Origin of the sequence: Micromonospora sp. NPDC000663 (genome assembly GCF_042898105.1) — a bacterium.
Lineage (GTDB): Bacteria > Actinomycetota > Actinomycetes > Mycobacteriales > Micromonosporaceae > Micromonospora.
This window is the reverse complement of record NZ_JBIAYR010000003.1, coordinates 1-19,267: the sequence shown is the minus strand read 5'-3', so window position 1 is coordinate 19,267 and position 19,267 is coordinate 1. Positions and strand designations below refer to the sequence as shown.

The 19,267-nt window shown below is 72.6% G+C and carries 19 protein-coding genes; 12 read left to right on the top strand and 7 right to left on the bottom strand.

Features of this window, described 5'->3' with window-relative positions:
* The first annotated feature begins 18 nt into the window (after window positions 1-18).
* Window positions 19-591, top strand: coding sequence for a TetR/AcrR family transcriptional regulator (locus ACFY1S_RS12285; protein ID WP_387116129.1), 573 nt, complete (start codon window positions 19-21; stop codon window positions 589-591).
* A gap of 138 nt (window positions 592-729) precedes the next feature.
* On the opposite strand, the gene ACFY1S_RS12280 is transcribed toward ACFY1S_RS12285, so the two are convergent.
* Window positions 730-2,409: a DNA repair helicase XPB gene (locus tag ACFY1S_RS12280; RefSeq protein WP_387116126.1), complete on the bottom strand. Its 1,680-nt coding sequence runs from the start codon at window positions 2,407-2,409 to the stop codon at window positions 730-732.
* Window positions 2,410-2,546: 137 nt separating this feature from the next.
* On the opposite strand from ACFY1S_RS12280, the gene ACFY1S_RS12275 reads away from it, so the two are divergent.
* Both ACFY1S_RS12275 and ACFY1S_RS12270 read left to right on the top strand, forming a co-directional pair.
* Window positions 2,547-3,425 carry a L,D-transpeptidase family protein gene (locus ACFY1S_RS12275; RefSeq protein WP_387116123.1) on the top strand — a complete coding sequence of 293 codons (879 nt, stop codon included), beginning with the start codon at window positions 2,547-2,549 and terminating at the stop codon, window positions 3,423-3,425.
* Window positions 3,426-3,520: 95 nt separating this feature from the next.
* Window positions 3,521-3,757 carry a hypothetical protein gene (locus tag ACFY1S_RS12270; protein WP_387116120.1) on the top strand — a complete coding sequence of 79 codons (237 nt, stop codon included), beginning with the start codon at window positions 3,521-3,523 and terminating at the stop codon, window positions 3,755-3,757.
* A gap of 28 nt (window positions 3,758-3,785) precedes the next feature.
* Here ACFY1S_RS12270 and ACFY1S_RS12265 read toward each other — a convergent pair whose 3' ends face one another.
* Entirely contained in the window at window positions 3,786-6,272 is a 2,487-nt protein-coding gene (locus ACFY1S_RS12265; protein WP_387116117.1) for a helicase-associated domain-containing protein, read from the bottom strand.
* 84 nt (window positions 6,273-6,356) lie between these two features.
* Here ACFY1S_RS12265 and ACFY1S_RS12260 point away from each other — a divergent pair, with 84 nt between their 5' ends.
* Window positions 6,357-6,980: an HAD family hydrolase gene (locus ACFY1S_RS12260; RefSeq protein ID WP_387116114.1), complete on the top strand. Its 624-nt coding sequence runs from the start codon at window positions 6,357-6,359 to the stop codon at window positions 6,978-6,980.
* Window positions 6,981-7,007: 27 nt separating this feature from the next.
* Window positions 7,008-7,394 carry a cold-shock protein gene (locus tag ACFY1S_RS12255; protein WP_088986676.1) on the top strand — a complete coding sequence of 129 codons (387 nt, stop codon included), beginning with the start codon at window positions 7,008-7,010 and terminating at the stop codon, window positions 7,392-7,394.
* Here the strand turns inward: ACFY1S_RS12255 and ACFY1S_RS12250 are convergent.
* Entirely contained in the window at window positions 7,355-8,185 is an 831-nt protein-coding gene (locus ACFY1S_RS12250) for a 1,4-dihydroxy-6-naphthoate synthase (RefSeq protein WP_387116110.1), read from the bottom strand. The two genes, ACFY1S_RS12255 and ACFY1S_RS12250, sit on opposite strands and share 40 nt — an antisense overlap.
* 585 nt (window positions 8,186-8,770) lie before the next feature.
* Between ACFY1S_RS12250 and ACFY1S_RS12245 the strand changes: the two genes are divergently transcribed.
* On the top strand, window positions 8,771-9,640 hold the full coding sequence (locus ACFY1S_RS12245) for a GNAT family N-acetyltransferase (RefSeq protein ID WP_387116107.1): 870 nt from the start codon (window positions 8,771-8,773) through the stop codon (window positions 9,638-9,640).
* Here ACFY1S_RS12245 and ACFY1S_RS12240 read toward each other — a convergent pair.
* Together ACFY1S_RS12240 and ACFY1S_RS12235 are read right to left on the bottom strand one after the other, a co-directional pair.
* On the bottom strand, window positions 9,603-10,253 hold the full coding sequence (locus ACFY1S_RS12240; RefSeq protein WP_387116104.1) for a futalosine hydrolase: 651 nt from the start codon (window positions 10,251-10,253) through the stop codon (window positions 9,603-9,605). The genes ACFY1S_RS12245 and ACFY1S_RS12240 overlap by 38 nt on opposite strands.
* Window positions 10,250-11,851 carry an MFS transporter gene (locus ACFY1S_RS12235; protein ID WP_387116101.1) on the bottom strand — a complete coding sequence of 534 codons (1,602 nt, stop codon included), beginning with the start codon at window positions 11,849-11,851 and terminating at the stop codon, window positions 10,250-10,252. The genes ACFY1S_RS12240 and ACFY1S_RS12235 overlap by 4 nt, the downstream gene beginning before the upstream one ends.
* Here ACFY1S_RS12235 and ACFY1S_RS12230 point away from each other — a divergent pair.
* Window positions 11,850-12,779: a DUF3027 domain-containing protein gene (locus tag ACFY1S_RS12230; RefSeq protein WP_387116098.1), complete on the top strand. Its 930-nt coding sequence runs from the start codon at window positions 11,850-11,852 to the stop codon at window positions 12,777-12,779. The genes ACFY1S_RS12235 and ACFY1S_RS12230 overlap by 2 nt on opposite strands.
* Window positions 12,780-12,797: 18 nt before the next feature.
* On the opposite strand, the gene ACFY1S_RS12225 is transcribed toward ACFY1S_RS12230, so the two are convergent.
* Window positions 12,798-13,043 carry a DUF2530 domain-containing protein gene (locus tag ACFY1S_RS12225; RefSeq protein ID WP_139584040.1) on the bottom strand — a complete coding sequence of 82 codons (246 nt, stop codon included), beginning with the start codon at window positions 13,041-13,043 and terminating at the stop codon, window positions 12,798-12,800.
* An 88-nt stretch (window positions 13,044-13,131) separates the two neighbouring features.
* Between ACFY1S_RS12225 and ACFY1S_RS12220 the strand changes: the two genes are divergently transcribed.
* The 5 genes from ACFY1S_RS12220 (at window position 13,132) to thpR (ending at window position 17,703) form a co-directional block, all read left to right on the top strand.
* Window positions 13,132-14,610, top strand: coding sequence for an NCS2 family permease (locus ACFY1S_RS12220; RefSeq protein ID WP_387117608.1), 1,479 nt, complete (start codon window positions 13,132-13,134; stop codon window positions 14,608-14,610).
* A gap of 115 nt (window positions 14,611-14,725) precedes the next feature.
* The gene (locus tag ACFY1S_RS12215; RefSeq protein ID WP_387116095.1) at window positions 14,726-15,175 is read left to right on the top strand and encodes a MarR family winged helix-turn-helix transcriptional regulator; all 450 of its coding nucleotides are present in this window, start codon (window positions 14,726-14,728) and stop codon (window positions 15,173-15,175) included.
* 70 nt (window positions 15,176-15,245) lie between these two features.
* Window positions 15,246-16,529, top strand: a complete 1,284-nt coding sequence (locus tag ACFY1S_RS12210; RefSeq protein WP_387116092.1) for an MFS transporter — start codon at window positions 15,246-15,248, stop codon at window positions 16,527-16,529.
* Window positions 16,530-16,609: 80 nt separating this feature from the next.
* Window positions 16,610-17,119, top strand: a complete 510-nt coding sequence (locus tag ACFY1S_RS12205; RefSeq protein WP_364368924.1) for a hypothetical protein — start codon at window positions 16,610-16,612, stop codon at window positions 17,117-17,119.
* A 5-nt stretch (window positions 17,120-17,124) separates the two neighbouring features.
* Window positions 17,125-17,703, top strand: a complete 579-nt coding sequence (gene thpR, locus ACFY1S_RS12200; protein WP_387116087.1) for an RNA 2',3'-cyclic phosphodiesterase — start codon at window positions 17,125-17,127, stop codon at window positions 17,701-17,703.
* Between the two features lie 205 nt (window positions 17,704-17,908).
* Here the strand turns inward: thpR and sepH are convergent, their stop codons facing one another.
* Window positions 17,909-18,997, bottom strand: coding sequence for a septation protein SepH (sepH, locus tag ACFY1S_RS12195; protein ID WP_387116084.1), 1,089 nt, complete (start codon window positions 18,995-18,997; stop codon window positions 17,909-17,911).
* Window positions 18,998-19,267: the final 270 nt, after the last annotated feature.

The following is a 19,267-nucleotide window of genomic DNA, read 5'->3' as shown; positions in this document are numbered from 1 at the left end:
CGATGCTAGGATTCGGTAATGTCGACTCAGACGCGCCGGGAGCGCGAGCGGGCGGAGCGGGAACGGGCCATCGTCGCCGCCGCACGCGACCTGGCCCTGGCCGAGGGCTGGGACGCGGTGACCACCCGGCGGCTCGCCGCCGAGATCGAATACAGCCAGCCCGTCCTCTACAGCCACTTCAAGGGCAAGGACGCCATCATGGCGGCGGTCGCCGTCGAGGGCTTCGCCGAGCTGGCCACCGCCCTGGCCGCGGCCCGAACCTCGGCCGCCGACCCCCGGCAGGCGGTCGCCGACATCGCCGCGGCGTACACCACCTTCGCCGAACAGCGACCCGCGCTGTACGACGCGATGTTCACCCTCGCTGTGGACCTGCCGTTCGCCAGCCAGGACGTCCCGACCGATTTGGCCCGGGGTTTCGCCGAGCTGGCCGACGCGGTGCGTCCGATCGCCGGTGACGACGACCTGGAGGCCGTCACCGAGACGTTCTGGAGCGGCCTGCACGGGCTGGTCACGCTGATGCGCAGCGGCCGACTCCGCCGCGCCGACCACGACCGACGACTTGCGGTGCTGGTGGACCGCTTCTCCCGCTGAGAGCGGCACCCGCGGCGGGTGGCGGACCGGCCAACCCTTTGATCGACTCCGTATCGCCGATGTGGGGGCATCGACCTGCTGGGATACCGCCACGTCGGCGACGTGGAGTCGATCAAGGCGCAAGCGCCGAGCGGGCGGTCAGTCGAAGGACGGTAGGGACGGGCCGAGGACGTCGTCGGCGTCGACGATCGTGTACGCGTAGCCCTGCTCGGCCAGGAAGCGCTGCCGGTGTGCCGCGTACTCGGTGTCGATCGTGTCCCGGGACACCACCGTGTAGAAGTGCGCCTGCCGCCCGTCGGCCTTCGGCCGGAGCACCCGACCGAGCCGTTGCGCCTCCTCCTGGCGTGACCCGAACGTGCCGGACACCTGGATCGCCACCGCCGCCTCGGGCAGGTCGATGGAGAAGTTGCCGACCTTCGAGATCACCAGCGTGCGGATCTCGCCGGTGCGGAACGCGTCGAACAGCCGCTCCCGCTCCTTGTTCGTCGTCGAGCCCTGGATGATCGGCGCGTCGAGGTATTCGCCGAGCTGGTGCAGCTGATCGATGTACGCGCCGATCACCAGCACCTGGTCGTCCGGGTGCCGGTCCACGAGCGCCTTCACCACCGGCAGCTTGGTGCGGGCGGTCGCCGCCATCCGGTACCGCTCCTCGGCCTCCGCCGTCGCGTACGACATCCGCTCCGCGTCGGTAAGCGTCACCCGGACCTCGGTGCACTCGGCAGGCGCGATCCAGCCCTGCGACTCGATGTCCTTCCACGGCGCGTCGTACCGCTTCGGCCCGATCAGGCTGAACACGTCACCCTCGCGGCCGTCCTCGCGTACCAGAGTCGCCGTCAGGCCCAGCCGGCGGCGGGCCTGGAGGTCCGCCGTGAACCGGAAGATCGGCGCGGGCAGCAGGTGCACCTCGTCGTAGACGACCAGGCCCCAGTCGCGGGCCCCGAACAGGTCCAGGTGGGTGAACGCGCCGCCGCGCCGCGAGGTGAGCACCTGGTACGTGGCGATGGTGACCGGACGGATCTCCTTGCGCTCACCCGAGTACTCGCCGATCTCCTCCTCGGTCAGCGACGTGCGGGCGATCAGCTCCCGCTTCCACTGCCGGCCGGCGACGGTGTTGGTGACCAGGATGAGCGTGGTCGCCTTCGCCTCGGCCATCGCCGCCGCGCCGACAAGCGTCTTGCCGGCGCCGCAGGGCAGCACCACGACGCCCGACCCGCCGGCCCAGAACGCCTCGACGGCCTCCCGCTGGTACGACCGCAGCGTCCACGGCTTGCGCCCGTCCTTGCCGGCCTCGGCCAGCTCGATCGGGTGTGCCTCACCGTCGACGTAACCGGCCAGGTCCTCCGCCGGCCAGCCCAGCTTCAGCAGCGCCTGCTTGAGCCGGCCGCGTTCGGACGGGTGCACCCGGATGGTGTCGTCGTCGATCTTGTCGCCGAGCATCCCGGCGAGCTTCTTGCTCTTGGCCACCTCGATCAGCACCAGCCGGTCGAGCGCACGCAGCACCAGCCCGTACGCCGGATCGTTGGCGAGCTGGAGCCGGCCGTACCTGTCCATCGTCTCGGCCACGTCCACAAGCAGCGCGTGCGGCACCGGGTAGCGGGAGTACTTGAGCAGCGAGTCGACGACCCCCTCGGCGTCGTGCCCCGCCGCCCGGGCGTTCCACAGACCCAGCGGGGTCAACCGGTACGTGTGCACGTGCTCCGGTGAACGCTCCAACTCGGCGAACGGCGCGATCGCCATCCGGCAGGCCTGCGCGTCGGGGTGGTCGATCTCCAGCAGCAGGGTCTTGTCCGACTGCACGATCAGTGGTCCACCGCTCACGCCAGTGTCCTCTCCTCGGTTGGCCGACCATCAAGTGTTGCACGGTGGGGGATGTCGAAAGAAAGATGCTCACCAGGTGCAACCGGGACGGCACCCACGAACGTCTAGCAAAGGGACAACTGTCCAGGGGAGGTGCCATGAGGCGTGTCCAGAGCACTTTCCGGCTGGTTGCCCTGCTGGTGGTCGTGCTGGTCGGTGCCGGTGCGTGCACGTTCGATCCGCAGTCCGGCGGGAGTGGCGGCGGGGGAGCCGCCCCAGCCGGTGTCGCGGAACAGGCAACGGGGGCGAGCGGCACGTCCGGGCCGGGCCAGCGCGGCCGACCCACGCCAACCACGCCCACCCCGAAACCCTCCCGGAAGCCCACCCCGAAACCGACACGCAAGGCCCCCACGCCGACAGCCGCCCCGAGTACGTCGACAGTCGCCGGCTGCCCCCAGGGCCAGCACCAGCGCGCCGTGGAGACCTACCTGGCCCGCCTGGGTGGCTTCGGGGCCGTGACGGTGGACGGCCGGCAGTCCGCCGCCGACTGCGCCGCCATCAAGAAGTTCCAGAAGAGGTACGGCATCCGCCCCGTCGAAGGTCGCGCCGGCCCCACCACCTACGACGTGGCCCAGCGCCTCGCCACCACCAACCCGGCCAGCTGCAAGGCCGGCACCGGCACCACGTTCTGCGTCGACCTGACCCGGCAGACCGTCTGGGCGGTGCGGGGCGGCAAGGTGGTCATGGAGCCGACCGTGACCCGTACCGGCATGTCCGGCTACCGCACCCCCGCCGGCACGTACACGGTCAACTTCCGCAACCCGAAGGAGTGGTCCGACCCGTACGAGGTGTGGCTGCCCTACTGGCAGCACTTCACCCAGGGGATGGGCTTCCACGAGACCACCACCTACCTGCACGACAAGTCGATCGGCTCGCACGGCTGCGTCAACCTGCTGCACGCCGACGCCGTGCGGATGTGGGAGCTGGGCAAGGTCGGCACCCGCGTCGTGCTGGTCGGCCGTCGCCCCGGCACCTGACCGACGCCCCCGGATCGAGGGTTTATCCCCTGTCACACCGGTCCCAGGAGTGTCACCCTGGGAGTCCAGGGCCGGACCGGGCGGGGAGGCTGGGCATGACGGTCGACCGTGAAGTGATCGCGCAGTACGAGCAGGCGCCGCCCGACGAGGTGTCCCGAGCGACCGTGATCGCGTACGCCGTCGCGGCGATGCTGCTGTTCGGGTGGTTCCTCTTCGGGTGGTTGGTGCTCCAGCAGGGCTTCGTCGACTCGGTCGGGGAGGCCGCCGGGGCCGGCTTCGCGCTGCTGCTCGTCGTCTCCGTCGTCGGCACCGTACGCCGCAGCCGCCGCTGACCGACCACGCCAGCGGCGGCACGCCCGGTCAGTCCGCGAGCACCGCCGCGGTGATCCGGTGCAGCGCGAACGTGTGCAGCATCTCGGTCCGCTCGTCCTCGGCGCGGAGATACCCGGCACCGATCGAGACGGGCTTGACCAGCCGGGACGCGGTCGCCCCGTGGGCGTCGACGTACCCCACCCAGACCAGCGCCTTGTCGCGGACCGCCTGCTGGAGCACTGCGAGGGCCTCGGTGTGCGTGTGCGCCGGCACCGGACCGCCGCCCAGCCCCGCCGCGCCGCCGCGCACCACCGCAGGCGCCCGCCGGGCCGCCCGCGCCGCCGCGTCACCCCGCCGGATGTGCTCCACCACGCCGAGCAGGCGGGGCATGGGCAGCTTCGGAGCGGCAAGCGGATCCAGCGTCCGGGTGGTCATCGGCACCCGGGCCGGTGCCCGTCGGATCCGGGGCCGGGACAGCACGGTGCCGCCGGTGGCGTCCTCCTGCACCGGCGCGTACCCGGCCTCGCGCAGCGCACCCAGCAGCCGACCCACCTGGTACGGGGTGCACAGCACCGTCGGCGCGAGCCGGCGCAGCGTCAACGGCTCCAGCCGCCGGTCGGCCAGCACCTCGCTGAGCAGCGCCTCGTCGTCGCTGCGCAGGTACGCCCCGGCCAGGCCGACCCGCAACCCGCCGTGCTTACGGGCCACGTCGTCCACCAGGTAGGTCAGGCCCTGCGGCACCGGCGTACGGGAGCGTCGGCGGAACACGTCGTGCAGGTCACCTGCCGAGTAGCCGGAATCCAGCGCCCGGCGCACGCTCGCCGTGGTGACCCGGTGCACGCTGGCCCCGCCGGCCGACTCAAGTTCGGTCATCGCCTCCAACTCGGCGGCCAACGCCGGTTCGGGCGGGCCGGGCACCACAACGGTCAGGTCGGCCTGCACCAGGAAGTGGTCGACCGGCGCGGGCAGCAACGCGTCAAGTGCGCGGGCGGCGTCCGACGGGTCGCCGCTCTCGACGTCCGCGTGCACGCCCAGCGGGTCGTCCGCGCCTCGCTCGTCGGCCGACGTGAGGTCGCCCAGCAGCAGCCGCCCGTACGAGGTGAGCGCCCCCAGCCCGGTGACGCCGAGCTGCGCCGCCTCGGCCAGCACCTCCCGGTGGCCCGCCTCCCGGCCCCGGCTGCGCCGCGGCGCACGCCAGTCCAGCAGGTCCTGCACCTCCTCCGAAGTGGGCGCGGTCGCCGGCTCCAGATCGGCGAGTACGCCGAGGACCGCCCGTCGGGTGGCCGGCGCGCCGGCCCGTTCGGCCTCGGCGGAGAGCGCGGTGATCGGCCGGTCCCGGTCGTCGCGGCGACCGACCAGCCCCACCTGCCGGGTCATCGTCAGCCAGGCGCGAGCCAGCTGCTCCCAGCGCTGCGCCAGCGACGCGGCCCGCCACACCTCGTACCCGCCGGTGGGCATCACCTGCTGATCCACCCCGTACCGGGTGGCGGCCGCGCCGGGCATCTCCAGCTCACCGGCGAGCCCCGCCGCGTACGCGACCTCCAGCAGCAGCGCGGTCGTCGGCTCGTCCAGCCCGGCGGTACGTGCCAACCGCCGCAGGTCACGTACCCCGATGCCGCCGGAGCGCAGCACCGGCGCTGGTTCCGCGGCGAGTTGCTCCAGGAGCCCCTCGGTGTGCCGGACCACCTCCATGGTCTGCCCGGCGCCGGCCGAGTCGACGGCCTTCGCCTCGCGCGGCGCGGCGGCCACCGGCGGTGGACTGGTACGCAGCGGGCCGAGCGGACCGCTGTCGCGGCGCAGCAGCAGGCCGACCTCACGGGGCAGTTCGACGGTGCCGCTCGCCGTCGACGAGCCGGCCGAGATGGGCACGAGCAACCGGTTGTCGACAAGCCAGCGCACCGGGGAGCCGGCCGGGGCGCCGCCGTTCGTCGGGTCGGAGAGGACCGGGTCCTCCGCGCCGACGGGCGGCGCCTGCAACGCGCCAGGGGGCACGCTGCCCACCGGGGGACCGGCCGCCAGCCGGCCCAGGATCGCCCGGGCCGAGGGCGGCGCGGCGAGCAACGTCCGACGCAGTTTCGCCGCGTCCGCGCAGAGCGCGGCCGTGCGCGGGTCCAGGTCCGCGGCGGGCCGGCCGAGTCCTGCGGGGTACGGGGCCACCTCGTCGACGGCGGGCGTCACCTGGAGCGCGTGCTCCGGGCCGTACAGCAGGAAGAGCGCCCGTAGCCTGCCCACGGCGGCCCGGACGGCCGTCGGTGCCGGCGGGTGCGGCCCGGTGGTCGCCATGGCGAGCACCGCGTCGGTGGCCGTGGTGCCGTCGTCCGGGTTCCGGGTGAGGCGGGCGGCGTCGAGGATCTGGAGGGTGAACTGGTCCAGCCCGTCCAGCGCGCGCGCCACCGAGACCCGGGACTGGGCCCGGATGGCCAGTGCGGAGATGTCGGCCGGTACGGGCACGACGAGGTCGGGCCGCAGTTGCAGGAGTGCGGCCAGTGACTCGTCGGGCAGCGACCGCAGGTGGTCGGCGAGTGAGGTGCTCATCGTCTTTCCACGCTAGCCCGGCACCCGGTCATCGCGCCCCTCGGACGTCCGCCCGGTCGGGAGTCTCCGGGTACGTTTCTCGACATGTCTGCGCTGACCGTCGGATTCGATCTCGACATGACCCTGGTGGATTCCCGTCCCGGCATCGCCGCGACGTTCCGGGCGTTGACCGCGAGGACGGGCGTGCCGGTGGACGCCGACCTGGCCGTGTCCCGGCTCGGCCCGCCGCTGCGCACCGAGATCGCGCACTGGTTCCCGCCGGAGCAGGTCGAGTCGGCGGTGCACGCGTACCGCGAGCTGTACCCGGCGTACGCGATCACCCCGACGGTCCCGATGCCCGGTGCGCGGGAGGCCATCGACGCGATCCGCGCGCGGGGCGGTCGGGTGCTTGTCGTCACCGCCAAGATGGGCCGGCTGGCGCGGCTGCACCTGGAGCACCTCGGTTTCCCTGTCGACGAGCTGGCCGGGGACCTGTTCGCCGAGCAGAAGGCGACAGCCCTGCGGGAGCACGACGCCACCCACTACGTCGGTGACCATGTGGCGGACATGGTGGCGGCCGGGGTCGCCGGGGTGCCCGGGATCGCCGTGGCGACCGGTCCGTGCTCGCCGGACGAGTTGCGCGCGGCGGGTGCGAAAGTGGTTCTGGACGATCTCTACGGATTCCCAGGGGCGCTCGACGGCATGATCCAGCTAGCCTTGGAGCAGTAGCGGCTCAAGTGAAGCAGGGGTTTTCAGGTGCCTACGGGTCGAGTGAAGTGGTACGACACGGCCAAGGGATACGGCTTCGTCACCAGTGACGAGGGCGGTGACGTGTTCCTGCCCAAGGGCGCGTTGCCGGCGGGCGTCACCGACCTCAAGGGTGGTCAGCGGGTCGACTTCAGCGTGGTGGACAGCCGCCGGGGCGCGCAGGCCATGGGCGTCAAGCTGCTGGACGCGCCGCCGTCGATGGCGGAGTTGCGTCGCCGGCCGGCCGAGGAGCTGCACGGCCTCGTCGAGGACATGATCAAGGTGCTGGAGGCGAAGGTCCAGCCGGACCTGCGTCGTGGCAGGTATCCGGACAAGAAGACCGCGCAGAAGATCGCTCAGCTGGTCCACGCGGTCGCGCGCGAGCTGGAGGTTTGAGGCACCAGCCCGGCGGTGGCGGCGCGGTCGAGGAGCGCCGTCACCGCGGCGAAGCCGGCCTCGCCCAGGTCTGCGGTGAACTCGTTGACGTAGAGGCCGATGTGCCGGTCCACCACGTCGAGTTCCATCTCCTGTGCGTGCGCGAGGACGTACTCCCGGCTGGCCGCCGGGTCCGCCCAGGCCTGCCGGACCGACTCGCGGACCCAGCCGGCGGCGGCTTGCGGGTCGACCGCGCCGCGCCGGGCGAGGATCGCGCCGAGGGGGATGGGGAGGCCGGTGTCGGCCTCCCACCATTCGCCGAGGTCGACAAGCGCGGTCAGGCCGTGCCGGTGGTAGGTGAACCGGGCCTCGTGGATGACCAGTCCGGCGTCGTAGCGGCCGGCCGCGACGCCAGGCATGATCTCGTGGAACGGGACCACCTCGATCCGCGCCGGCGGTTGACCCGCCGCCCACAGCCGGAACAGCAGGTACGCGGTGGTCCGGTCGCCCGGCACCGCCACCGTGGCGCCGGTCAGGTCGGTGCGGTCGCCCCTGGTGAGCACCAGCGGCCCGCAGCCGCGCCCGAGCGCCCCGCCGCAGGGCAGCAGGTGGTAGTCGTCGAGCAGCCACGGCAGCGCCGCGAAGCTCACCTTCACCAGGTCGAACGCGCCATGCTCGGCGGCCGTGTTGGTGACGTCCACGTCCGCGTACGTGACCTCGACCGGCGGCGCACCCGGCACCCGGCCGTGCACCAGCGCGTGGAAGACGAACGTGTCATTGGGGCAGGGGGAGATCGCCAGAGAGAGCGCCACGCCCTCACGTTAGTCCCGCACCCGCTGACGCCTTCTTCGTGGTGCCGGGTCTGTGAGGTGCGAGCCAGCCATCGTCGGGGTGGCGGCCTGGGCGGGGTGGCGGTGGTCACCGCTGCTCCCTGTAGAGCTGCCCCGTGAGTGGGGCGCGATGGCGGCGGTGATGATCAGCGTGTGGGTACGGCCACCCGGCGGGGTGGGCCGGACCTTGTGCGTCAGGGTGAGGTGCGGACCTGCGGTGCTCGGCCCGGCCGGAACCTGCCGTGCCCGGCCCGGCGGGGACCTGCCGTGCCCGGTCCGGCGGGGACCTGCCGTGCCCGGCGCGGCCGGGGACCCGCCGGGCTCGGCCTGGCCGGGGACCTGCCGTGCCCGGCGCGGCCGGGGACGTCCCGTGCCCGGCGCGGCCGGGGACGTGCCGTGCCCCGCCCGGCCGAAGACGTGCGCCAGGCAGGCTTGCCCCACCCACGGGGCAGCTCTACAGGCACTCAGCAAGGGATGTGCACAGCGACGGCGACACTATCCACAGGGTTGTCCACAGGTGGACGGGGTGCTGTTGACGGCGCGATCTGAGCGGAAAACCATTGTGGGGTGGCTGCCGACAAGGGTGCGATCGACGTGGGGGCGGCCCTGCGGGATCTTCGTCGGCGCGCCGATCTGAGCCAGCGGGAGCTGGCCGAGCAGGCCGGGGTCCCGAAGAGCACTGTGGCGCGGATCGAGGCGGGGCAGGGTGCCCGGCCGGCGTTCCGGACGGTGGAGCTGCTGGTCCGTGCGGCCGGCGGCGAGCTCGCCGTCACGATGCCCGGCGACCCCTCCTGCGAGGCGGTAAGCGAGCCAGAGCATACGCGGGAGGACGAGCCACGGGACGAGGCCGGCCGTCGGTACCCGGCGCACCTCGACGTCCGTCGGGTCCTCACCCTCAAGGACTGGCCAGGCGCCTGGTGGGTGCACTCGTACACGCTTTCGCAGCGGTTGTGGCCGGTCCGCGTCCCGGAGCTGACCTACGACCTGGGTCGAGCGCGGCGCGACGAGCGACGGTTGCGGAACCGGACGCGGGCCCAGGTGCGGTTCCGGCGTGCCACCGAAGGGCTGCCGACCACATCGTGGCGCTTTCTCGCGGAGGTGCCAGGTGTCGGGCCGGTCGGTGAGCTGAGGGCCCATGAGCGGAGCTTCGATCTGCGCCTCGGCGAGGATTGGGGCGACCGGCGTGAGCTGGTGTTGGAGGGCGTTCTCGTTGCTCCCGGCCTGCGGACCCTGGGCATCGGGCGGCAGCTGATCGGCCTGCTGGCCAGGGAGATGGCGGAGGCCGGCATCCGGACCACCCACGCGATGGCCGAGGCCGGCAACGTCGAGTTCCTGCTCGCCTGCGGGTTCGAGCTACAGCCAAGTCGGCCGTCGGCGCTCACGCTCGAAGTCGGGCCTGTCAGCGCAGCGCCGGGGCCGCCAGGGTCAGGGCGGTGAGGGCTTCGCGCAGCCGCCAGGCATCGCGGTCGCGCGGGCCGATCGGGTTGGAGATGGTACGCAGCTCCGCGAAGGGCACCCCGGCCTGCGCGGCGGCGACCGCCACCCCGTACCCCTCCATGGCCTCGGCGACCGCCTCCGGATGCCGCAGACGCAGCCCCTCGGTGCTGGCTGCGGTGCCGGTGACCGTGCTGACCGTGAGCACCGGGCCGACGGTGGCGGCCGGCAGGGCGCCGCGCAACGCCGCCAGCAACCTCGGGTCGGCCGGCACCACGCTGCCACCGCCGAGCAGCGCGGGTGGCATACCCAGCTCGTCGACCGGGATGAACCCGTCCGGCGACTCCGCGCCCAGGTCGGCGGCGATGCTTGCGGAGCCGAGCACCGTGTCGCCGACCGCGGCCCGCCCGGCGAAGCCGCCGGCCACGCCGGCGCTGACCACCGCACGGTACGGATGCCCGGCCGCCTCGGCCAGCGCCAGCAGCCGGGCGGTGGCGGCACCGGCCACCGCCGGACCCACCCCGACCGGAGCGACGGTCACCGTGGTGTCGGTCAGGCCGGCCCGGACCGCGTCCGCCTCGGCCGGCACCGCGGTCACCACGAGCAGGCCACTCACGACAGCGGCCCGGGAGACTCCCGGCGGGACTCCTCGTCGGTGCCGCCACCCGGGCCGCCGACCGCCGAGGAGGGCCGGTAGATGTGGTAGCCCGGCGGGGTCAGCCTCGACCCGTCGTACTGCGGCGAGCTGGCCTGGTTGGGTGCCGGGGAGGTGGGCGTCGGGTCGGCCGCCTCGTCCACCGACTCGTCGTCGGCCAGTTCGTCGTCACCCAGCGGCCGGCCCGCCAGCTTTTCGCCGCGCAGCCGGGCGGCCACCAGCACACCCCGGGTGGCGGCCAGCACAGCCACCCCGGCGGCGACCGCGATGCCCATCCTCCCGTCGAACGGCACCAGCCCGAGGCCTCCACCGGCGACGAACGCCAACATCAGCACCGTCTCCGAGTGGGCGAACGAGCTGGCCCGCAACCGCTCCGGGATGCGCTCCTGGATCGAGGCGTCCACAGCCAGCTTCGCCACCCCACTCACCAGCGCCGTGACCAGGCAGAGCAGGGCCACCATCGGCAGCGAGAACTGGATCACGGCGAGCACCGCCACCCCGGCCACGATGACCATGCTGCTCGACTGGATGGTGGCCGGGCGGTGGATGCGCAGCCGGGTGCCGACGGCGGTGGCCAGGAAACTGCCGACCGCCAGCGCGCCGCCGACCAGGCCCAACGCCCACTCGGCGCCCAGCTCCCGACCGAACACGTCGGTGGTCAGGTCGCCCTTCTTGATCGCGAAGGCCAGGAAGAGCAGCAGGAAGCCGTACGCCGCGCGCAGCGTCGCGGCACCGATCAGGGTGGCGATCACCAGCCGCCCGGCGGGTCGCCCCCGACCCAGCGGCCGGTCGCCGCCACGGCGGCCCAGTGCCCGCAGCGGCCGGGGAACACGCTCGGGTGGCTCCGAGTCGGCCCTAGGCGGCAGACGCAGGGAGATCACCATGCCGACCAGGAAGATCACCGAGGCGACCCGCAGCGGCCACTGCGGCCCGAACCAAAACGCCGCCAACCCGATCGGCGCCACCAACGCGCCGGCGACCGTGCCGTAGACGCTGGCCCGCGCGCCCACCTGCGAGAGGCCGAGCCCTTCGGGCAGCAGCCGGGGCACGGCGGCCGAGCGTGCCACGCCGTACGCGCGGGACAACGCGAGCACACCGAACGCGGCCGGATAGAGCCCGAACCCGTGGATGTAGTCGGAGATCAGCCAGGCCAGGAACGCGCGGCCGAGCATGGTGGCGGCCAGGGCGTACCGCCGGCCGTGCCGGAAGTGGTCCAGCAGCGGGCCCACCACGGGAGCGAGCATCGCGAACGGCACCATGGTCACCAGCAGGTAGAGCGCGACCTTGCTGCGGGCCTCGCCCAGCGGCACGTTGAAGAAGATCGTCCCGGCCAGGCCGATGGCGATGAGCGTGTCACCGGCGCAGGACAGCGCGTGCAGATCGAACAGGCGGACCATGCCGACCTCGCCGCCGGCGCCGCGCGCCCGGGCCCGGCCGGCCCGGCGGGTCACCCAGCGCCCGCTGCCCACCGAACCGCGCAGCAGCAGGCGGACCGCCCGGATGCCGGTGCCGACGGTCCGCCCGAGGACGGAACGCCCGGAGCGGGAGTACGACGGCATGTGCACCATCCTCGCCCATCTGATCCAGGTGCGCCGCACCACTGCGGGGAAAGGTTCCCCGGGAGTCCCTGTCACCCCTGCGGGTGGCATGGGGAACAATGGTCGGGTGACCAGGCCCGCCTCCACCCGCGCCGCTCGTCTCGACCAGGTCTGCGCCGCCGCCGTCGAGGTGGCTCGTGCCGGCATCACCGAGGTCGACGCCGACGACGTCGGCGACCATCTGCAGGTCGTTGCCGAGGGCGATCGGCTGGTCACCCACTACTTCGAATGTCGGCTCGCCGGTTACCGCGGCTGGCGGTGGGCGGTCACCGTCACCCGGGTGCCGCGCAGCAAGACCGTGACGATCTGCGAGACGGTGCTGCTGCCCGGCTCGGACGCGCTGCTCGCGCCCGGCTGGCTGCCCTGGCAGGAGCGTCTCAAGCCGGGCGACCTCGGTCCGGGTGACCTGCTGCCGACCCCGCCGGACGACGACCGGCTGGTCCCCGGCTACCTGCTCTCCGACGACCCGGCCGTCGAGGAGACAGCCTGGGAGTTGGGCCTGGGGCGTGCGCGGGTGCTCTCCCGGGAGGGCCGGATCGAGGCGGCGCAGCGCTGGTACGACGGTGAGCACGGCCCGTCCGCCGCGATCTCCGCGGCCGCGCCGGCCGCCGCCCGATGCGGCACCTGCGGCTTCTACCTGCCGTTGGCGGGTGCGATGCGGCAGGCCTTCGGCGCGTGTGGCAACTTCTACGCCCCCGACGACGGCCGGGTGGTCAGCGCCGACCACGGGTGTGGCGCCCACTCCGAGACGCTTATCGAAGCGGTCGAGACCGCCGTCGAGGAAATGCCCACGGTGTACGACGACAGCGCCGTGGAGGCCATGTCGGTGAGCCGCGCACCGGGGTCGGTGGAGGCCACCGAGCCGGCGGAGCCGTACGGGCACCCCTGACGGTTCGCGCGGGCGGGGTCAGCTCGCGCGGCGGCGGCGCCGGTTGGCGTCGTGGCGCAGCATCACGGCGAGGCCGGGGAAGCCCCAGAGGAACCCGGCGAGGCAGGTCCAGAGCCAGTTCTCGTGACCGTTGTCGGTCAGCCAGCCCCGGAAGAAGATCAACAGGACGAGCCCGGCCACCGCCCAGGCGATCAGCCCGGCGACAGCGAACGGCACCATCGGCGGGTCGAGTGGCGCGGGCCGCGGCGGCTGCTCGTTCGGCATCGGGCAAGCGTACGCGATCCACTTCCCCTGCCCGCCGGTGATCTGGGACGATGCGCGCGACATCCGGAAGATCACCTGCGAGGACCCGATGGCAGTAGCGCCGCCCGAGAACGGCACAACCCCCGACCCCGCTCACCCGCGTAACGGTTTCGACAGGTTCTTCGAGGTCTCCGCCCGCGGCTCGACGATGAGCCGTGAGGTACGCGGTGGCCTGGCGACCTTCTTCACGATGGCGTACATCGTGGTGCTCAACCCGCTGATCCTCGGTGGGGCCGTCGACGGGGACGGCAAGACCCTCCCGATTCCCGCGCTGGCCGCCGCGACGGCGCTTGTCGCCGGCCTGATGACGATCCTGATGGGGGTTGTCGGCCGGTTCCCGCTGGCGCTCGCCGCCGGTCTGGGCGTCAACGCCCTGGTGGCGTACGAGATCGCGCCGGAGATGACCTGGGCCGACGCGATGGGCCTCGTGGTGATCGAAGGTGTGATCATCGCGGTGCTGGTGCTGACCGGTCTGCGGACCGCGGTGTTCCGCTCGGTGCCCACTCAAATGAAGACCGCGATCGGGGTCGGAATCGGTCTCTTCCTGACCATCATCGGTCTGGTGGACGCCGGCTTCGTCCGACGGATCCCGGATGCCGCGAACACCACGGTCCCGGTCGGCCTGGGCATCGGCGGCAAGCTGGTGAGCTGGCCGATGCTTGTCTTCGTGGTGGGCCTCTTGATCACTCTGGTGCTTGTGGTGCGCCGGGTGAAGGGCGCGATCCTGATCGGCATCCTCGCGTCGACGGTGCTGGCGGTGATTGTGGAGGCGGTCGGCAACATCGGGCCGTCGTTCGTCGACGGTAAGCCCAACCCGAAGGGTTGGTCGCTGAACGTGCCGGAGTTGCCGAAGACCGTCGTGGACCTGCCGGACCTGTCGCTGCTCGGTAAGTTCAACGTGCTCGACTCGTGGGGTCGCGCCGGCTGGCTTGTCGTGCTGATGTTCGTCTTCACCCTGTTGATCACGGACTTCTTCGACACCATGGGCACGATGGTGGCGGTGGGCCAGGAGGGTGGCCTGCTCGACGAGAAGGGCACCCCGCCGAAGGCCAAGGAGATCCTGCTCGTCGACTCGATCGCCGCGGCGGCCGGCGGTGCGGCGAGCACCTCCAGCAACACGTCGTACATCGAGAGCGCCGCGGGTGTCGCGGAGGGTGCGCGGACCGGGGTGGCCAACCTGGTCACCGGCGCGCTCTTCCTGCTGGCGATGTTCCTGGCGCCGCTCGTAGTGATCGTGCCGTTCGAGGCGGCCTCGACGGCGCTCGTTGTGGTCGGTTTCCTGATGATGACGGCGGTTCGGACGATCGACTGGTCCGACTACGAGATCGCCATCCCGGCGTTCCTCACCATCGTGCTGATGCCGTTCACCTACTCGATCTCGAACGGGATCGGCGCCGGTCTGATCACCTTCGTGGTGGTCAAACTGGCCCGGGGCAAGGCCCGGGAAATCCACCCGCTGCTGTACGGGGTGGCCGCTCTGTTCGTGCTGTACTTCCTGCGCGGGCCCATCGAGTCCCTGGTGCTCTGACCTGCGTCCGGGCGGGGAATCGAACCGGATTCCCCGCCCGGACGTGCACAAACATTCTCGTGAGCCTGGTCATAACGGATGTCGTTAGCCATGCTCATTAGTTAAGCTAACTAACGTGATGGAGCGGACGGTGACGGCGGAACGCGTGCCACCGGCGCAGCTGGCTCCCCAGTTGCGTGATGCGATCACCCGACTCAACCGGCGGGTCCGCCAGGCCCGACCGGTCGGCGACCTCACGGTCACCCAGGTCTCCGCGCTCACCAGCCTGCGGCTGGCGGGCGCCATGACGCCCCGGGAGCTTGCCGACGTCGAGCGGGTGCAGCCACCGACGATGACCAAGATCATCGGGAAGTTGGAGGACCGCGGCCTCGTGCGGCGGACACCCCATCCGACCGACGGCCGGCAGGTCATCCTCGCGGCTACCGAAGGAGGGCAGGCCGTGCTCGACCAGTTCGAGCGGGCCCGCGACGAGTGGCTGGCCCACCGGCTGGCCGCGCTCGACGAAGACGAACGGGAGACCCTGCACAGGGCCGCCCAGATTCTCCAGCAGCTCGCTCGCGCCTGAGCCACGCCCGCGCCACCGGGCCGTGCCGTCACCTGTCGATGACGCGTACGTCCGAGGAGGCGCACCAAGAGTGCAGGCCAAGCTGAGCACGATGTTCCAGTCCCTACAGGTCCGCAACTACCGGCTCTTCGCCACCGGGCAACTGATCAAACTGATCGGTGTCTGGATGATGTTCATCGCCCAGGACTGGCTCGTCCTCGACCTCTCCGACAACTCGGCGACCGCGCTCGGCGTGGTCACCGCGTGCCAGTTCACCCCGGTGCTGCTGCTCACCCTCTTCTCCGGCCGGCTCGCCGACAGGTACGACAAGCGGGTGCTGCTCTTCGCCGCGAACGCCTTCTGGACCGTCCTGGCCCTGGGCATGTCCGTGCTGGTCCTCACCGACCTGGTGCAGCTCTGGCACGTCTTCGCGTTCGCCGCGCTGCTCGGCACGGCAAACGCCGTGGAGACCCCGGTCCGCCAGGCGTTCGTCTCCGAGCTGGTCGGTACGCCCCTGCTGCCCAACGCGCTGTCGCTCAACGCCGCCGTGTTCAACTCGGCCCGGATCGTCGGCCCGGCCGTCGCCGGCCTGGCCATCGCCGCGTTCGACGTGGGCCCGGTCTTCCTCTTCACGGCCCTCAGCTCGGTCGCGCCGCTGGTCAACGTCGTACGGATGCGGACGGCCGAACTGCACCGCGACGCCCTGCTGCCGCGCGACGAGCGGGCGTCCGCGAAGGTGGTCGACGGCCTGCGGTACGTGTGGCGCCGACCGGACCTGCTGCTGCCGATGGCTGTCATGTCGGTGATCGGCATGTCGCTTTTCAACTTCCAGCTCACCCTCGCCGCACTGGCCAAGACGGTCTTCCACACCGGTGCGGCCTCCTTCGGCCTGTTCAGCACCGCCCTGGCCGTCGGTGCGCTCGGTGGTGCGCTCAGCGGCACCGGTAGGCGTAGCCGGCCGTCGGTCTGGCTCGTGCTCGGCGCCGCGATCGCCTGCGCCAGCTTCGGCACCCTGGTCGGCTTCGCCGGGACGTACTGGCTGGTCGTGGCGCTGCTCGTGCCGACCGGGTTCTTCATGGTCTTCTTCGCCCAGGCCGCCAACCAGCGGGTCCAGCTGGGCGTGGACGCGGCGTTCCGGGGACGGGTGATGGCGCTGTGGGTGCTGGTGTTCCTGGGCACCAACCCGGTCGGCGCGCCGTTGATCGGCTGGGTCGCGGAGCGCTTCGGCGCCGGTGCCAGCATCTGGATGGGCGGCCTCATCTCGCTGGCCGCAGCCCTGATCGCGCTCACCTGGCAGCTGCGCCGCTCCGGCGCCCGGCTGCGCTTCCGGGTGCTGCCGATGCCCCGCTTCTACGTCACCTCCACCGACTGCTGACGCACCCGCCTTGATGAGCGGATGGCGCGGATGCGGCCAAATCGCTGGCGAGGCGGCACGACGGGGCTTAGCGTCGATACGTGGGAGTCGGACGCGCGCTGATGCTGGCCCTGGCGTTCCTCGCCGTGGCCAGCCTTCCGGCGGCGTTCGCGCTGCTCTTCTGCTACGACGAGATCCTCGACCGGGTGGTCTGCGGCTGGTCGGAGTGGCGTGAGCGTAGACGGGAGAAACGCACGATCGCCCGCCTCGACCGGGCCATCGAAGCCGACGCGTTGACCCGGGACATCGACCTCAGCGAGTTCGACAGGACCGACAGGCGGCCTCTTGAGCACCTCGCCGCCGACCTGCGCCGCCTCGCCGGCCAGCGGCTCGGCGGGACGGGCCGGTCCATGGTGTGGCACGGCGCGGTGCTCCAGGCGTACGACGACCGGCTGCGACTGGCGTGCCGCGCCCTGGGCATCACCGAACACCTCGCCGAGCTGGAGGGTGTCGACCAGGAGATCGAGCGGGTACGGGTCGAGGGCGTGCTGCACGCCGCCGGTCTGACCCTGCCGGCGGCCCGGGCGGGGCACCGGCAACGGCACCACTAGACGGTGTGCGGCTCTTCGTCGCGGTCTGTCCGCCCGTCGAGGCGGTCAACCATCTCGGGGCGCAGGTCGCCCGGCTGCGGGTCGGAGCGGCGGCCGCCTCCGGCGTCAAGGTACGGCTCGCCGACCCCGCACACCTGCACCTCACCCTGGCGTTCCTCGGCGTGGCCGAGGCCGCCCGGCTGGTCGAGGTGGAGAGCGCGCTCGGGCTGGCCGCCGAGTGGTTCCGCGACGGTCGGTACGCCGTACCCCGGTTGAGCCTCGGCGGCGGCGGCCGGTTCGGCCGGGACCGGTCCACGGTGCTCTGGGTGGATCTGCGCGGCGACGTCGAGGCGCTGCGCGACCTGGCCCGGCTGATCCGGTCCCGATTGCGCGAGGCCCGCCTCCCGTACGACGACAAGCCGTTCCGGCCGCACCTGACCATCGCCCGCCCCGGCGACCGGATGACCCCGGCGGACCTCGACGCCGACGTGGCCACTCTGGATGCTTACCAGGGGCCGGACTGGTCGGCGACCGAGCTGCTGCTGGTGCGCAGCCACCTCGGCCCTCGACCGCGCTACGACCGGCTCGCCGCCTGGCCGCTCTGACCCGGACTGGTGTGCAGGACCTGGCGGACCTGTTCGGCGGCGCGGATGATGCTTTCGCTGATGAAGTCGAGGAAGCGGGCGATGTCGCGGACCTCGACCGGAGGGGCGCCGACGACACCACAAGCAGTCGGTGAAGGTTGGGCAGCGGACCCGCCGCGTGCCTCGCGCCGACGGGTGGCGAACCGCCACCCGTCAACGCGAAGCGTCAGGAGGACTCACGCGCGGCGGGGCCACTGCCGAAGAGCACGTCGTCCCAGCTCGGCAGCCGCTTACGCGGCTTGCCGTTGGCATCTGTGGACTCGCCACCGCTGCCTGCGGCAGCCGCCGCGGTGCCGGTCCGACGCGGCCGCAGGACCGCAAGCGACGGCACGGCCGGCACCTCCTTGGGCGCGTCCGAGTCGTCGTCGAAGGCCGAACCCTGGCCGCCGCCGAGCAGCGCCGCCGCACCGCCACCGACCGGCCGCTGCCGGGGAGCGTCCGAACCGGCGAGGGCAGCCGGCGTACGTGGCTCCAGCCCGCGACCCGACGAGGAGCCGAGCGGACGGTCCAGTGAGGCGAGCAGGGCGTCCCGGCCGGCACGGATCGGATCCCGGCCGGGGCGCGGGTGCTCCGACGCCGCCGGAAGCCCGTGACCACCACGGCTCGGCTCGCCCCGCGAGGGACCGGGCAGGGCGTGCCCACCCCGCTCCGGCGCCGGCTCCTGGCCGAGGATCGGCGTGGGCCGCTCGGCGCACAGATACTGCGCCATGTCGTCGTGCGGGGTGACCGCCTGCCGGGTCTTGTCGAGATCCCAGATGGCCTGCGCGGTGGCCTTGCCCGACGGCCAGGTGGCGATGATCCGCCAGGTGCCGTCGTCCCGCCGGTACGCGTCCCAGGAGATCTTCTCGGTGTCGATGCCGTGCTGGCTCAGCCGGCCGTTGACCACCTCGGCGAGCGGGGTGGGCTTCTCCGCACCCTTGAGCCGGGTACGGCGGGCGTGCTGGGCGAGCATCGCGCGTTCCTGGAGCACCGGGCCGGCGTAGCGCAGCACCCGGTCCACGGGCACCCCGGCGATCCGGGCGACGTCCTCGGCGGACTCACCGGAGCGGATGCGGGCCTGGATGTCCCGAGGGGACAGCGACGGAACCAGGTCGACGGTCGTCGGCGCGGCCGGGAGCGGCGGCGCGCCCGGCTCGGCGTGCAACGCGCCGGCGATCCGTTCGTCGATCGGCAGGGCGAGCAGCCGCCCGACCTCGTCGGCGAGAACCAGGGCATGGCCGTCCTCGGAGAGGGCGACGAAGCGTACTGGGCGCATAGCGTTGCCTCCGTCCCGCTTCGTTGGCCGCACGCCACGAGTCGGCCACCCAGGCGTCTCGGACCACCGTACGCGCATCTGTCTCGGGGTGGGGGAAGCGACACCCCGCATGTCGCGACTGAGCTGCAACGATGATCACGGTCGGGGGGGGGGGGGGGGGGGCCCCGCCCCCCCCCCGCCCCCCCCCAACCCCCCCCCCCCCCCCCCCAGGCCGGGGGGGGGGCCCCCCGCCCCCCCCCCCCCCCCCCCGCCCGCGGCCGCCGCCCCCCC

What these genes read in the sequence shown, in the direction of transcription:
- ACFY1S_RS12285 (WP_387116129.1), top strand. Translation starts at nt 19, where the DNA reads ATGTCGACTCAGACGCGCCGGGAGCGCGAGCGGGCGGAGCGGGAACGG.
- ACFY1S_RS12275 (WP_387116123.1), top strand. Translation starts at nt 2,547, where the DNA reads ATGAGGCGTGTCCAGAGCACTTTCCGGCTGGTTGCCCTGCTGGTGGTC.
- ACFY1S_RS12270 (WP_387116120.1), top strand. Translation starts at nt 3,521, where the DNA reads ATGACGGTCGACCGTGAAGTGATCGCGCAGTACGAGCAGGCGCCGCCC.
- ACFY1S_RS12265 (WP_387116117.1), bottom strand. Translation starts at nt 6,272, where the DNA reads ATGAGCACCTCACTCGCCGACCACCTGCGGTCGCTGCCCGACGAGTCA.
- ACFY1S_RS12260 (WP_387116114.1), top strand. Translation starts at nt 6,357, where the DNA reads ATGTCTGCGCTGACCGTCGGATTCGATCTCGACATGACCCTGGTGGAT.
- ACFY1S_RS12230 (WP_387116098.1), top strand. Translation starts at nt 11,850, where the DNA reads ATGTGCACCATCCTCGCCCATCTGATCCAGGTGCGCCGCACCACTGCG.
- ACFY1S_RS12235 (WP_387116101.1), bottom strand. Translation starts at nt 11,851, where the DNA reads ATGCCGTCGTACTCCCGCTCCGGGCGTTCCGTCCTCGGGCGGACCGTC.
- ACFY1S_RS12225 (WP_139584040.1), bottom strand. Translation starts at nt 13,043, where the DNA reads ATGCCGAACGAGCAGCCGCCGCGGCCCGCGCCACTCGACCCGCCGATG.
- ACFY1S_RS12220 (WP_387117608.1), top strand. Translation starts at nt 13,132, where the DNA reads ATGGCAGTAGCGCCGCCCGAGAACGGCACAACCCCCGACCCCGCTCAC.
- sepH (WP_387116084.1), bottom strand. Translation starts at nt 18,997, where the DNA reads ATGCGCCCAGTACGCTTCGTCGCCCTCTCCGAGGACGGCCATGCCCTG.